General features: G+C 76.8%; 10 protein-coding genes and 1 pseudogene. 5 read left to right on the top strand and 6 right to left on the bottom strand.

Going from position 1 to position 13653, the window contains the following annotated elements; all coding sequences use genetic code 11:
• Positions 1-302: 302 nt before the first annotated feature.
• Genes ABT122_RS00765 through ABT122_RS00780 form a run of 4 tightly spaced genes read left to right on the top strand, consistent with a single transcriptional unit; the run spans position 303 to position 5252 of the window.
• Entirely contained in the window at positions 303-1583 is a 1281-nt protein-coding gene (locus ABT122_RS00765) for a polyprenyl synthetase family protein (protein ID WP_351543144.1), read from the top strand.
• On the top strand, positions 1580-3211 hold the full coding sequence (crtI, locus tag ABT122_RS00770; protein WP_351543146.1) for a phytoene desaturase family protein: 1632 nt from the start codon (positions 1580-1582) through the stop codon (positions 3209-3211). Before ABT122_RS00765 ends, crtI begins: the two co-directional genes overlap by 4 nt.
• Positions 3208-4242, top strand: a complete 1035-nt coding sequence (locus ABT122_RS00775) for a phytoene/squalene synthase family protein (protein ID WP_351543148.1) — start codon at positions 3208-3210, stop codon at positions 4240-4242. The genes crtI and ABT122_RS00775 overlap by 4 nt, the downstream gene beginning before the upstream one ends.
• Positions 4239-5252, top strand: a complete 1014-nt coding sequence (locus ABT122_RS00780; RefSeq protein ID WP_351543151.1) for a Rieske (2Fe-2S) protein — start codon at positions 4239-4241, stop codon at positions 5250-5252. Before ABT122_RS00775 ends, ABT122_RS00780 begins: the two co-directional genes overlap by 4 nt.
• 80 nt (positions 5253-5332) lie before the next feature.
• Here ABT122_RS00780 and ABT122_RS00785 read toward each other — a convergent pair whose 3' ends face one another.
• The 4 genes from ABT122_RS00785 to ABT122_RS00800 form a co-directional block, all read right to left on the bottom strand.
• Positions 5333-6886: an FAD-dependent oxidoreductase gene (locus tag ABT122_RS00785; RefSeq protein ID WP_351543154.1), complete on the bottom strand. Its 1554-nt coding sequence runs from the start codon at positions 6884-6886 to the stop codon at positions 5333-5335.
• Positions 6883-7608, bottom strand: coding sequence for a methyltransferase domain-containing protein (locus ABT122_RS00790; RefSeq protein WP_351543157.1), 726 nt, complete (start codon positions 7606-7608; stop codon positions 6883-6885). The genes ABT122_RS00785 and ABT122_RS00790 overlap by 4 nt, the downstream gene beginning before the upstream one ends.
• A gap of 77 nt (positions 7609-7685) precedes the next feature.
• Positions 7686-8885, bottom strand: coding sequence for a lycopene cyclase family protein (locus tag ABT122_RS00795; RefSeq protein WP_351543160.1), 1200 nt, complete (start codon positions 8883-8885; stop codon positions 7686-7688).
• A gap of 112 nt (positions 8886-8997) precedes the next feature.
• On the bottom strand, positions 8998-9651 hold the full coding sequence (locus ABT122_RS00800) for an RNA polymerase sigma factor (protein ID WP_351543162.1): 654 nt from the start codon (positions 9649-9651) through the stop codon (positions 8998-9000).
• Positions 9652-10353: 702 nt separating this feature from the next.
• On the opposite strand from ABT122_RS00800, the gene ABT122_RS00805 reads away from it, so the two are divergent.
• Positions 10354-11346: a MerR family transcriptional regulator gene (locus ABT122_RS00805; RefSeq protein ID WP_351543220.1), complete on the top strand. Its 993-nt coding sequence runs from the start codon at positions 10354-10356 to the stop codon at positions 11344-11346.
• A gap of 62 nt (positions 11347-11408) precedes the next feature.
• Here the strand turns inward: ABT122_RS00805 and ABT122_RS00810 are convergent.
• Positions 11409-12602 (bottom strand): annotated as a pseudogene (locus tag ABT122_RS00810) (MFS transporter); the annotation flags it as partial.
• A 651-nt stretch (positions 12603-13253) separates the two neighbouring features.
• Entirely contained in the window at positions 13254-13598 is a 345-nt protein-coding gene (locus ABT122_RS00815) for a trypco2 family protein (RefSeq protein WP_351543165.1), read from the bottom strand.
• Between the last annotated feature and the right edge of the window lie 55 nt (positions 13599-13653).

Here is a 13653-nt window from a genome sequence, read left to right on the forward strand (position 1 = left end):
TGCGTGCCCAGCAGGGTGCCCGGCCGGCCCGTACCGGAGGAGCCCCGGCCGGCCCGTACCGGAAGGACCCCCGGAGCCGTGGACGGCTCGCCACGGGCGGCCCGGCGCGCGGGCACGCGTGTGAACCCGCGTCCGGCCGATCGTGGTGACCGGGAATCGGGCTCCCGGCGTGGTGGACTGGGCGCCCGGGCCCCGGACCGCCCCGGAGTTCCGGCCAAACACGCTGCTGCTGCATCCGAAAGGAGCGTCCGACCGGAATGCACTCCAACCCCTGCCGGTCGAACGCGATGAGAGGACGTGCGATGCGCCGCACCTGGACGGAGGCACTCCCCCACAAGCAGTCAGGTGCCCGGCCGCACCCCTTCGGGTTCCCTCCCCCGGAGCCGGACGACGGCCCTCCGGGCGTCCCCCGTCCGGCTGTCGTCGACGCGGATGTCGCCGGAGCCGTCGGGCGCGTCCTGGAGGAGGAGTTGCGCGAGCGGCTCGAAGCGGCCGGGGCGATCGACCCCGTCTTCGCCCAGGACGTGGCCGGCCGCGTCGCCCGCTTCACCCTGGACGGCGGCAAGCGGATGCGCTCGCAGTTCCTGTGGTGGGGGCTGCGGGCGTGCGCGCGCGGCTCCGACGGAGGACAGACCGGGGCGGCGCTGCGGCTGGCGGCGGCCCTCGAACTCATCCAGACCTGCGCGCTGGTCCACGACGACGTGATGGACGGCTCTCCGCTGCGGCGGGGCTCCGCCGCCGTCCACACCGGCCTGGACGCGCAGTACGGCACCGGTGACAGCCGGGGGCCCGGTGAGTCGTTCGGCCGCTCGGCCGCCATCCTCGTCGGGGATCTGGCGCTGGCGTGGGCCGATGACACCGTGGCGGCCCTCGACCTGCCCCCGGACACCCGGCGGCGGGTCAACGCCGTCTGGCGGTCGCTGCGCACCGAGATGGTGGCGGGCCAGTATCTGGATCTGCACGGGCAGGCGCGCGGGGCCCGCTCCATCACGGTGGCGATCCGCACCGCGTCCCTGAAGAGCGCCCTGTACTCGGTGGAGCGGCCCCTCGCGCTCGGCGCGGCGCTCGCCGGCGCGGACGACCGGACCACCGGCGCGCTCTGCTCGGCCGGCCGCTGCGCCGGGATCGCCTTCCAGCTCCGCGACGACCTCCTGGGGGTGTTCGGCGACCCGGACCGGACGGGGAAGCCGTCCGGGGACGACATCCGCGAGGGGAAGCTCACCTATCTGCTGGCGGTGGCCCGGGCCCGGGCCGAGGCCGCCGGGAACCAGCGCGTCCTCGCGCTGCTGGACTCCGCCGTCGGGGACGGCGATCTCTCCGAGAGCGGGCTCGACCAGGTGCGGGCCGCGCTGGTGGCGACGGGGGCCCGCGCCCTCGTCGAGACCAGGATCGAACGGCTGGTGGCCCAGAGCACCCGGCATCTGACCGGGGCGGTGCTCGCCCCGCGGGCCGGGCACCGGCTGGGGGAGCTGTTCCACACCGTCGCCGGTGTCCCGCCCGGCGCGCCGGGCGACCCCGCCCCGCCGGGGGACGAGCCGTCCGTCGCCGCTCTGCTCCAGTCCTGTGGCGAGGTGCGCCGATGAGGACGGTGAGGGGACGCACCGACCACGTGGTGGTCGTCGGAGCCGGGCTCGCCGGGCTCTCCGCCGCCCTGCACCTCCTGGGCGCCGGGCGGCGGGTGACCGTCGTCGACCGGGGCGAGCTGCCCGGGGGGCGTGCGGGGCTGCTGGATCTGGGCGGCTACCGGATGGACACCGGGCCCACGGTCCTGACCATGCCCGATCTGATGGAGGAGCCGTTCGCCGCGGTCGGCTTCAGCCTCGCCGACCGGCTGGAGCTGATTCCGCTGCACCCCGCCTACCGGGCGCGGTTCGCCGACGGCAGCTCCCTCGATGTGCACACCGGGGCCGAGGCGATGGAGGCCGAGGTGGAGCGGTTCGCGGGCGCCCGGGAGGCGGGCGGCTACCGCGCGCTGCGCACCTGGCTGACCCGGCTGCACGCGGTGGAGATGCGCCGCTTCATCGACGCCAACTTCGACTCCCCGCTGCAACTCCTCCATCCCGATCTCGCCCGGCTGGCCGCGCTCGGCGGCTTCGGCCGGCTCGACGCCCGGATCGGCCGCTTCCTCTCCGACGAACGGCTGCGCCGTGTCTTCTCGTTCCAGGCGCTGTACGCGGGGGTGCCGCCGGCCCGGGCGCTGGCCGCGTACGCCGTCATCGCCTACATGGACACGGTCGCGGGTGTCTTCTTCCCCCGGGGCGGGGTGCACGCGCTGCCCCGGGCCATGGCGGACGCCGCCGCCGAGGCGGGCGCCGAGCTGCGGTACGGGCACGAGGTGCGGCGGCTGGAGCGCTCCGGCGAGCGGATCACCGCCGTCATCACGTCCCAGGGCCGCGTCCCCTGCGACGCCGTGGTCCTCACCCCCGATCTGCCCGTCGCCTACCGGCTGCTCGGTCACCGGCCGCGCCGGCCGCGACCGCTGCGGCACTCCCCGTCGGCCGTGGTGCTGCACACCGGCACCCACCGCACCTGGCCGGAGCTGGCCCACCACACCATCTCGTTCGGCTCCGCCTGGAAGGGCACCTTCGACGAGCTGACCCGCACCGGCAGGCTGATGTCCGACCCGTCGCTGCTGATCACCAGGCCCACGGCCACCGATCCGGGCCTGGCGCCGCCCGGCCGCCATCTCCACCACATCCTGGCGCCCTGCCCCAACACCGACATCGGCCCCGGCGCCCGGGAGTGGCGGGAGCTGGGACCCCGCTACCGGGACAGCCTGCTCGCGGAGCTGGAGCGCCGGGGGCTGGACGGCCTGGGCGCGGCCATCGAGGAGGAGTGCCTGGTGACCCCGGCGGAGTGGACGGCGCAGGGGCACGCGGCCGGTACGCCGTTCTCGGTGGCGCACTCGTTCCCGCAGACGGGTCCCTTCCGGCCGCGCAACATGGTGCGCGGCACGGAGAACGCGGTCCTCGCGGGGAGCGGCACCACCCCGGGGGTGGGGGTGCCGACCGTCCTCATCTCCGGGAAGCTCGCGGCGGCCCGGGTCACCGGGGTGCTGCGCGCCCCGGTGCGCACCACCCCGGCCGCCCGGACCCGGGGAGGCGGCGCGGGAGCCCCGGCACGGGGAGGGGCGGGCGCCCCGGCGGAGGGTGGCACCGGCACACCGGCGCGGGGAGAGTCCGGCACACCGGCGCGGGGAGGGTCCGCGTGAGCGCGCGGGAGCTGGTCGCCGCGGGCATCACCGATCCCGCCCTGCGCGCCGCCTACACCCACTGCCGCCGGCTCAACGCGCGGCACGGCAGGACGTACTTCCTCGCCACCCGGCTGCTGCCGGTGGAGCGGCGGCCCGCCGTGCACGCCCTGTACGGCTTCGCCCGCTGGGCCGACGACATCGTCGACGCCCCCGCCCCCGGCGCCTCCCCGGCCGAGCGGGCGGCGGCGCTGCGGGCGCTGCACGACCATCTGGACGCGGCGCTGCGCGGCGGCGCCACCACGGAGCCGGTGGTGACGGCGCTCGCGCACACCGCGGACCGCTACGCCATCGACCACCGGCACTTCCTGGACTTCATGACCTCGATGGGCCGGGATCTGGAGGTCACCGACTACGCCACCTACGACGACCTCCGCGCCTATATGCACGGCTCGGCCGCCGTGATCGGCCTCCAGATGCTGCCGGTGCTCGGCACCGTCGTCCCGCGCGAGGTGGCCGCGCCGCACGCGGCGGCGCTCGGGGTGGCGTTCCAGCTGACCAACTTCCTCCGGGACGTGGGCGAGGACCTCGACCGGGGGCGGGTCTATCTGCCCGCCGATCTGCTGAGCGCGCACGGGGTGGACCGGGAGCTGCTGCTGTGGAGCCGCGCGTCGGGGGCCCGCGACGCGCGGATCACCGAGGCCCTGCGGTCGGCCGCCGCGCTCACCCGCCGGGTGTACCGCGAGGCGGCGCCCGGGGTGGCGATGCTCGACCCGGTGTCCCGGCCGTGCATCCGTACCGCGCGGGTGCTGTACGGGGGGATTCTGGACGCCATCGAGGAGGACGGCTGGTCCGTGGTGCACCGCCGGGCGGTGGTGCCGCGCCGTCGCAGAGCGGCCGTCGCGGCCGACGGTCTGGCCCGGCTGGCCGTGGCCCGGCTGCGCGCCCGGGGGGCCTCGCCGGGGCCTGCCGGGCGCCCGGCGGCGCCCGCCAACGGGTCCGCCGCCGGCTCCGCGGCCGGTCGCGCGCCCACCCGGAGGGAGACGGTATGAGCGAGGACACCGGACGGTTTCCGCTGCGGCTGCGGCGGCGGCCGGTCCCCTGGGAGCGGCAGCGCCCCACCTGGCGCGACGCCTCCCCCGGCGTCATCGCGGGGGCGCTGAAGCGCGCCCGGGCCCGCCCGTCGGGCAACTGGTACGTGCTGGGCGCCGCCCGGGACATCGGCCGCGACCGCCCGTTCGGGCTGACCGTCGCCGGCACTGAGGTCGTGGCCTGGCGGGACGCCCGGGGCGCGCTGCGGGCGGGCCCCGGCGCCTGCCCCCACCTCGGGGCGCCGCTCAGGGACAGCCCGGTGCGGTGCGGCACCCTCGTCTGCCACTGGCACGGCCTCGCCCTGGACGGCGGTCCCCGGGCGGGGTGGGAGCCCTATCCGGCGTACGACGACGGGGTGCTGGCCTGGGTGCGGCTCGACCGGGCCGGCGGGGAGGAGCCGCTGGAGCGGCCCGTCGTGCCGCACCGCCCGCATCCGGCGGGGGCGGTGGACGCGGTCTGCACGGTCGTCGGGCGGTGCGAGCCCGACGATGTGATCGCCAATCGGCTCGACCCCTGGCACGGCGCCTGGTTCCACCCGTACTCCTTCGTCGATCTGACCGTGGTCGGCGAGCCGGGCGACGGCGCGGAGGAGGAGGGCGGGGACCGGGACGCCTTCACGGTGGATGTCTCGTTCAAGGTGGCGGGCCGCGCTGTGGTGCCGGTGCGGGCGGTCTTCACCGCACCCGGGCCCCGGACGGTGGTCATGCGCATCACCCGGGGCGAGGGGCGGGGTTCGGTGGTCGAGACCCATGCCACGCCGCTGACCCCGGAGGGCTCCGGAGCACCCCGTACCGCCGTTGTCGAGGCGGTGGTCGCCGCGTCCGGGCGCCGGGGGTTCACGGCCGCCAGGGCGGCGGCCCCGCTGCTCCGGCCGGTGATGCGGGCGGCGGCCGGGCGGCTGTGGCGCGATGACATCGCCTACGCGGAGCGGCGCTGGGAGCTGCGCAGCACCGGCCGGTTCCCGGGCTGAGCCCCCCTCCGGGGCGGGGGGGCTCAGGTGCCAGCCGGCCGGGTCGGCGCCCGGGGGTTCTGATGCCGGCCGGCCGGGGGTCAGATGCCGGCCAGCCGGTTCAGGGCCCGCAGGGCCGGCACCCGCCCCCGGTCCGGCACGGTCCACAGGGTCTGTCCCCGTACGCCCCACCGGGCGAGCAGGGCGTTCGCCGCGAGGAACCCCGTGGTCGCCGCCCGCTCCATCAGCGCGACCGGCAGCCCCGATCCGACCAGGTCGCCCGCCAGCACCACGGCGGGTTCGGGGGTGCGCACCCCGGGCCGGTCGCCGTGGCCGCCGACGGGGAAGAGCGGGCAGTCGGCCCGCCACTCGTGCCGCTGGTCGACGGCGCGGGCGCCCGCCGTCTCCGGGTAGACACGGCGCAGCTCGGCCCGCAGCCGGTCCTGCTCCACCAGCCGGTCGGCGGCCGGATCGACCGCGTACGCGTGGAGTTCGACCACCGAGCCGCCGGTGCGGGCCGCCCAGCGGGCCGACTCGCCCTCCCAGCGCTCCAGCACGCTCACATTGTCCAGCGGGCCGTATCCGCTGGTGCCCAGGAACCCCGGCCGGTCCGCCGCCACCGGGCGGTCCAGCCAGAGCCTGCTGACGAGGAACGGCGGGGTGGTGCGCAGCCGCAGGACACGCGCCCGCCACTCCTCGTCGCCGAGCAGGGGCGAGCGGGAGACCACGGACCGCAGCCCGTCCGTGTCGAGCGCCAGGACCACACCGTCGTACGCCCGCGCGCCGCGTCCGGAGTGGACCACGCAGGTGCCGTCCCGCGCCGGTTCGACGCTCTCGACGGGGCTGCCGGTGCGCAGTGACGCGCCGTGGCCCGTGAGATAGCGGCCGAGAGGGTCCCACAGGGCCGCGGGGAACGGCTCGGCGGGCACGTCGAAGAGGAGGCCCTCGCTGGAGCCGAGGAAGTAGATGTGGAACATCAGGACCAGTTCGGCGGCCGAGAGCCGGCGCGGATCGGCGAAGAAGCTCCGGGAGAACACCTCGAACGCCAGATGGTGGGCGGCCTCCGGGAAGCGGATGCGCTCCAGCAGCTCGCGGGCGCTGAGGCCGTCGTACCGCTCGTACACCTCGGGGACCCGCACGTCCAGCAGCGGCAGGGCCGCGCGCGGATTCATCCCGGCGAGATCGCGCCAGCCGAAGGTGGGGCTGAGCGCGGCGAAGCCCAGGGCGCTCCACGGCGGGGTGCGGGGCACCCGGGCGAAGCTGTCCTGGAGGCCGCCGCTGTGCCGGAGCGGATAGTCGGGGAGCGGGGTGAGCATGGAGAGTTCGGGGTCGATCCGGCGCAGCAGTCCCCGGAGGTTGTAGTACTGGCGGAAGAAGGCGTGGAAGCCCCGGCTCATGGTGACGTCCGAGCCGTCGGCGAGCCGCTCCGGCCAGCCGGCGAGCCGGCCGCCGAGCTGCCGCTCCCGCTCGTACAGGGTGACGCCCACACCGCGCTCGGCGAGGGCGGTGGCGGCGGCGAGTCCGGCGATGCCGCCGCCGACGACCGCGACGGCGGGCGGGTCGCCGCTGACGCGGGCGCTGCCGGGGAGCGGGTGGAGGACACGGGCGCGCCGGTCGCGTCCCCGGCGGGCGCCCTCGCGGGCCCCGGGGCTCATCGCCGGGCCTCCGGCCCGCCCGCGGCGCCGACCACGGTGTGGACGATGCCGCGCTGCCAGCCCGGCAGCGGAAGTACGCGTACGCGCGTGAATCCGGCGCGCCGCACCCGGTCGCCGAAGGCGTGGGCCGTGTCGAAGCCGACGACGCTGTGGAAGAGATGCCGGTAGAGGCCACGGTCGCCCGTGAGGGTGCCGGCCGGCCGGACCACGCCGTTGCAGACGGCGGTCCACACGGCGCGGTCGGCCGCCGAGCCGCCGAGGGTGTACTCGTGCACGGCCAGCCGGCCGTGCGGTGCGAGGAGTTCCCGCACCCGGGCGAGGACGGTGTCCGGGTCCTCCAGGTTGCGGAAGAGGTAGGCGGCGAAGACCGCGTCGAAGGGGCCATCGACACCGGCGCGGGCGAGGCGTTCGGCGGGGGCGTGGACAAAGGTGACCCCGGGTGGCCAGCGTTTGGCCGCCGCCCGCTCCAGCATGCCCCGTGAGGCGTCCACGGCGACGATCTCGGCGAGCGGGGCCGCGCGCAGCAGGGCCGCGGTGGAGGCGCCGGTGCCGCAGCCCAGATCGAGGAGACGGAGCCCGGCGCCCCGGTCGGGCAGTCCGAGGCGGCGCGCTGAGCGCCTCAGATGGGCGTGGTAGCCGGGGTTGACGGCCACCAGCCGGTCGTAGGTGCGCGCGGCGTGGTCGAAGGCGGCGGACAGGGTGTCGTCGCGCAGCAGGGCCATCGGGTCTCCGCTCTCTCGTCGGGGGTGGGGGTGTTCGTGGAGCCGCGCGGGGGCGGGCACTTCTCGGGCCGGGTGGGTCATGGGCGCGCGGATCTGTCGCGCCGGGGCAGCCAGGGCAGTTCGGCGGCGGTGCGCAGCATGGGGCGTACGGGGGTGCGCAGCCCGATCGCGACATCCTCGTCCCACCGGGTGGCGCCGTCGAGGAACCGCAGCAGCCGCTCCATCGGGACCTGCCGGAACAGCCCGGTGAAGAACCGCGCGCCGTCGACGCGGCCGGTGTCCAGGGCGCGGAGGAGGACGGCGTCCATGGCGAGCGAGCGCCGCGAGTGCGCGGCGGGCGGCACCGGGGTCCTCCCCCGGTGCAGACGGGCGGCGACGGCGCGGGCCTGCCGCTGGACGGCGGCGAAGGTGTAGCCGGTGGAGGGGCGGGTGGCGCCGCCGGCGGTGCCGATCCGGAAGACCGACCGCCCGGCCCGGCGCGGGAACCGGCCGTCCGTCATCGGGATCACGCCCTGCTCGGTACGGGTGATCTCGAACCGGTCCAGGCCGAGGACCTCCTCGGTGTAGTGGCGCAGGGCGCGCTCGTAGCCGAGGTCGTCGAGGACGGCGCGGGAGAACTCGGTGTACTCCACGAGTGCTTCGTACGGGCTGATCGGCAGGATGTAGCCGAACGACAGGCCGTGGGCGGGTTGCGGGGTCCGGAAATCCATCAGATCGGCGGTCCGCTGGTCGAAGACCGGTGCCGGGGAGCGGATGAACCAGCCCCGGAAGTGCTGGAGCAGGGTGGTGCGGGCGGCGGGCGGGCGGCGCGGGGGGCGGGAGTCGAAGACCCACCGGGCGGGCAGCGCCAGTTCCTCGCCCCGTGCGGTGACCCCGCGCACCAGCGCGCCGTGGGGCGTGTCCTCGACGGTGCCGACGGTGGCCTCCGTCCGGCGCAGCCCCGCCTCGTGGCGCAGGCGCTCGCCCACCAGGGCCTCGAAGGAGGTGGAGCGGAGCATCTTGTAGCGCAGCGGGGCCGGGGAGCCGGCCAGGGGTGTCCCGTCGGGGGCCCGTACCCGGAGGGTGTCCCAGCTCGCGGTCAGGGCCGTGTCGAAGGCGCCGTGCTCCGGCTCCCAGAAGCACCAGGTGCGCTCGGGGGGTCTGGCGGGGCCCGGGGGTGCGTCGATCAGGGTGACGGTCGGGGGTGTGCGCCCGGGGGCGGCGGCGTGGAGCCAGTACGCGAGGGAGAGTCCCGCGGCGCCCGCCCCGACGACGCAGATCTCGGTGCCGTCCTCCATGAAACCCCTCCCTGGTTCTCTCGATCGCCGGGCCCGGCCGGAGCGGGCCCTCAGGATTCCGTACCGGCGGCGCTCCCGGGCGCAGGGACACCGCTCATCGGCGGGCCGGATGTCAGCGCATCACGCATCTGCGCGCGTGGTCGGCGGCGCGGGGGCCCGCGGGTCCGGCGGGCGGCCGGTCGGGGGTGTCCTCCAGGGAGCGGCGCAGCCGGTGCAGTCCCCGGCGGGTGTGGCTCTTGACCGTGCCGAGGGGAAGCCCGGTCCGTTCGACTATCTGGACCTGGGTGAGGTCCTCCCAGAACGCGAGGCCCAGCACCTGGCGCTGGGCCCGGGGCAGCTTCGCCAGCTCCTGGGCGATCAGCACGGCGTCGAGGGCGGCTTCGGGGCGGGTGTCCGCGCGCTCGCCGGGCGGGCGGGCCCGGGCGCTCGCGGCGGCGACCAGTTCGGTGCGCCGGGTGCGGGCGGAGAGCGCGTCCGCGATCTTCCGTCGGGTGATGCCGACCAGCCAGGCCGAGAGCGGCCCGCGCTCCGGGCGGTAGCCGTGGCGGCCCCGCCAGGCGGCGAGGAAGACCTGCTGGGTGACGTCCTCGGCCTCGCGCGGGTCGCCCAGGGTCCGGGCGGCGAGCGAGTGCACCAGGGCGCCACAGGTGCGGTACAGGGCGGCGAAGCTCTGCTCGTCGCCGCCGACGAAGCCGCTGGCCAGGGCCTCGGCGTCACCGGCGGCCGGGAAACGGTCCGCCCCGCCCCCGGACGGAACACCCTCCACGGACCCCACCCCGGGGGAAACCGCTCCGGACAACCCACCCCCCAATACCCCGCCATCCACACAACCGGCCCCGAACCGCCCACCGGCCGACACCCCACCACCACCGCGCTCGACCACCCGAGCCCCGCCACCGTCACCGGCGGCCGGGAAACGGTCCACCCCGCCCCCGGGCGGAACACCCTCCACGGACCCCACCCCGGGGGAAACCGCTCCGGACAACCCACCCCCCAATACCCCGCCATCCACACAACCGGCCCCGAACCGCCCACCGGCCGGCACCCCACCACCGGACGGTCCGGTGCCGGGCGGTGCTCCCTCGGCGGGGCGCACCCCGGCGGAATCCGTCGCGGGCGAACCGTCGAGGGACGGTCCGGCCCCGGCGGGCCCCCCGGGCACGGCAGGTCCGGCGCCGGACCGGGTGCTCTCGGCGGAGCCGGTGGCAAAGGAGCGCTCCCCGGACCGCGCGGGCTCGGGCGGCTCGTCGCCGGGCGCGGGCCGGGGTGTGCCGGCCGGGCCGTACGGTGCGGTCGTCGCCATGCGCTCTGCTCCTCGTGCCGGGCTCGGCGGCGCGGTGGGGCCGGCCCGGGCGGGCCGGGGCGCCACCGGACCGTCCGCGCCCCACCGCGCCTCGGTCGCCCCAGGTTTTCCACTGGCGGCCCCGCCGGGCAACACGCGTCGTTTGTGCGTCGTTATAGTCCGTACGTGCGTGCTTCATCTCCCCCGCCACGTGCGGATATCCCGAAAGCGGGGCTGACCACCGGTGCCGTGGCCCGGCGCTTCGGCGTGGCGCCGACCACCCTCCGTTCCTGGGACCGGCGTTACGGCATCGGCCCGGCGTCCCGGGAGGACGGCCGGCACCGCCGGTGGACCGGGGAGGACATCGCGCTCCTGGAGCGGATGTGCCGGCTCACCAGCGCGGGGGTGCCGCCCTCCGAGGCCGCGCGGGCCGCGCTCGCTCCCGGGCCCGGCGCGGAGGGCGCGCGGGGGCCGGCCCCCCGGCCCGGGCCGGCCCGGATGCCGGAGCCCCGGCGCCCGGCCGCGTCCGGCCGGGCGTGCCAGGGACTGATCCACGCCGCGTCACGCCTCGACTCGCACGCCATGGACCGGCTGCTGGCCTCCGTCGTCGCGGAGTTGGGGCTGGTCGGCGCCTGGGACGAGGTGATCATGCCCGCGCTGCACGCGGTCGGCCGCCAGTGGGAGAACTCCGGCGACAAGGGCGAGAGATATGTCGAGGTCGAGCATCTGCTGTCGTGGCACGTCTCCCTGGCCCTGCGCCGCCCCGCCGCTCCGCCCGCCGAGCGCTCCCCCGTACCGCCGGTGCTGCTGGCGTGCGTCCCGGGTGAGCTGCACACCCTCCCGCTGGAGGCGCTCGCGGCGGCCCTGTCGGAGCGCTCCGTGCCGGTCGCCATGTTCGGGGCCGCCGTGCCGGCCGAGGCACTCGACAAGGCGGTGCGCAGGACCGGCCCGGTCGCGGTGGTGCTCTGGTCCCAGTCGCTCAGCACCGCGAGCCGCCCGCTGGCCCAGCGGATCGGCTCCCTGGAGTGGGGGGTGCGCGGTGCCCGCACCGGCCCGGCGGTCCTGGTGGCGGGTCCCGGCTGGGCGGGGCCCCATCTGCCGGGGACCCTGCGCCCCCGGCGTTTCCGGGACGCCCTGGAGACCCTGCTCTCCCTGTGCGCCCCGCAAGCCGGCCCCTGAGGACGGCCCGCCACCGGCTCACCCTCCGGCGCCCCGGCCCTCGCGGGCGGCGCGGAAGGGCGCAGCCGCAGGAGGACCGCCGCGGCGGCGGCGAGGGCCGGAGCGGCGGTCACCAGGAAGCAGAGCCAGAGCGGAAGCCGGCCCACCAGGAGTCCGACGGCGGCGGTGCCCGCCGACGTACCGGCGTTGAGGGCGCTGTTGACCCAGGTGCCGGCCCGGGTGCGGGTCTCCGGTGTGGCGTACTCGTCCATGGTCAGATACGCGGTGGTCAGCGCCGGGGAGAGGAAGAGCCCGGCGCAGACCGCCATGAGGGCGAGGACCCAGAGGTTCGGGGAGAGGCCCGCGAGGCCGAGGGTCAGCGACAGACCGGCCGTCGCCAGGGCCAGCCGGAGCCGGCCGGACAGCCGCCACACCCGGGCGCCGTAGGCGAGACCGCCGGCCACGCTGCCCACCGAGAGCGCCGCCTCGATCCAGGCCACTGCCGCGATCCGGTCATGGCGTTCGGCGAAGACGACGGCCAGCAGGGTCAGCGCGCCGAGGCACACCCCGACCGCGCCCGCGATGACGACGGGTTCGAGCGCGCCCGGGGCGCGGGCCGCCCGCCCGCGCCGCCGCGGCTCCGGGGCGGAGGAGGCACCCCGGCCGGGCACGGTGCGCAGGGCCGGCGAGGAGACCAGGGCGAGGGTGCCGCTCAGCACCAGCAGCGCGCTCGCCCCGACCCCCCAGGCCGGGTTGCCCAGCGCGATGAAGACCCCGGCCACCAGCGGACCCATCACATAGAGGACCTCCTCGGCGACCGTGTCCAGGGAGAACGCCCGCTGCCGCAGCGCCGGTTCCGGCAGCAGACCGCTCCACACCGTCCGCATCACCGGACCGAGCGGCGGCGCGCAGGCACCGGCCGCGAGCGTCAGGGTGAGCAGCGCCCAGCGGGGGGCGCCGGAGCCCGAGGCCGCGACGGCCAGCGCGGTCAGCAGCGACGCGTAGACCGTGGCCATCGGTACGAGCACGCGCCGCGCGCCGTGGCGGTCGATCAGCCGGGCGCGCAGGGGCGCCAGGCAGGAACCGCCGAGCCCGAACAGGGCGAGGGCGGTCCCGGCCCACGCGTAGGAGCCGGTGGCACGGGTGAGCGCCACCACCAGGGAGACGAAGACGATGCCGTACGAGAAGCGGCCGACGAGCGCGGCGCCGAAGGTGCGCAGGGCGTGGGGCTCTCGCAGCACGGCGGCGTACGAGGGGGCCCGTGAAGGCGAAGACATGGGATGTGTTCCTCATCGGGACGGCGCCCGATGGCGCCGGAGTGTGTGCGGGCAGGCCGGAGCGCCATGTGCCGCGGGAGGCGGAACAGGGGACGTCGGCGGGCCTAGACACGGTGGGGGAACACGGGCGGAAGGCTAGCAGAGCCGTACGCCGCGGTGGCGCCCCGGACGGCCCCGGGGCCCGGCGGCGGGACCCGCCGAGGAATCGGGTGAACGAGGTTCGCCGCGCGGGGGATTCACCCCGGGCGCGGAGGCCGGAAGGCCGCCTCCGCACCCGGCGCGGGAATCGCCGGCCGCACGGCGGAGCCCCGCGGTTTCACCCTGGAAACGATCACGGAATGGCGGACCGGCGGAATGCGGGATTCGGTCCGGCGCCACCCTCGGAGCACGGGAACCGGAACACTGAATTCTGAACACTGAATTCTGGCCGCGGAACAGAGCCGGGCACACCGCGGACGGGACAGGAACGGAGAGCCGGTCCGCCCCCGCACACCCACCGCCCGCCCCCGTTCCCCCACCGCCCGCCTCCGCGCGCACCGCTCTCCGGCGCCGGTGGTCCCGGCCCGCGCCCCGACGACGGCACCGGCACCGGCACCGGCACCGGCACCGGCACCGTGCGCCCGCTGCCGGCCCTCCCGCCGGATGCCCGCCCTACCGGGGCCCGCCGATGCTGATGCCCGGGCCCTCCGGGCGGTCGTCCCGGTCGTGCGGCAGCAGCTCGATCTCGATGCGGTGGGTGTTCTCGCGCGCCACGGCGGCCCCCGCCTCGGCGGTGAGCACCCCGACGCGCACCCCGCCCCTGCCGCCGCCCTCCCGGCGGATCTGCACGGCGAATTCGATATTGACGCGCTCCACCAGGAACTGGAGCCCGCTGTCCGCGCCGTTGCGCTGTGCCGTTTCCAGTTCCTCGCGAATCCGGCCGATCACCTCGGCCAGACCCGCGGTCTCCGCACCGTCGGGCCCACCCCGCGCGCCCCGTCCGTCACTCGCATTCACGGCCGCCCCCTCATCAGGTATTCGGGGTCCGATTCCGGCCCCTCGTGGCTATTGT

The organism is Streptomyces sp. NPDC001985 (genome assembly GCF_040296845.1).
In the GTDB taxonomy this organism is placed as follows: domain Bacteria; phylum Actinomycetota; class Actinomycetes; order Streptomycetales; family Streptomycetaceae; genus Streptomyces.

Excerpts from the sequence above, each read along its gene's own strand:
- ABT122_RS00765 (WP_351543144.1), top strand. The coding sequence starts at position 303 with ATGCGCCGCACCTGGACGGAGGCACTCCCCCACAAGCAGTCAGGTGCC.
- crtI (WP_351543146.1), top strand. The coding sequence starts at position 1,580 with ATGAGGACGGTGAGGGGACGCACCGACCACGTGGTGGTCGTCGGAGCC.
- ABT122_RS00780 (WP_351543151.1), top strand. The coding sequence starts at position 4,239 with ATGAGCGAGGACACCGGACGGTTTCCGCTGCGGCTGCGGCGGCGGCCG.
- ABT122_RS00785 (WP_351543154.1), bottom strand. The coding sequence starts at position 6,886 with ATGAGCCCCGGGGCCCGCGAGGGCGCCCGCCGGGGACGCGACCGGCGC.
- ABT122_RS00790 (WP_351543157.1), bottom strand. The coding sequence starts at position 7,608 with ATGGCCCTGCTGCGCGACGACACCCTGTCCGCCGCCTTCGACCACGCC.
- ABT122_RS00795 (WP_351543160.1), bottom strand. The coding sequence starts at position 8,885 with ATGGAGGACGGCACCGAGATCTGCGTCGTCGGGGCGGGCGCCGCGGGA.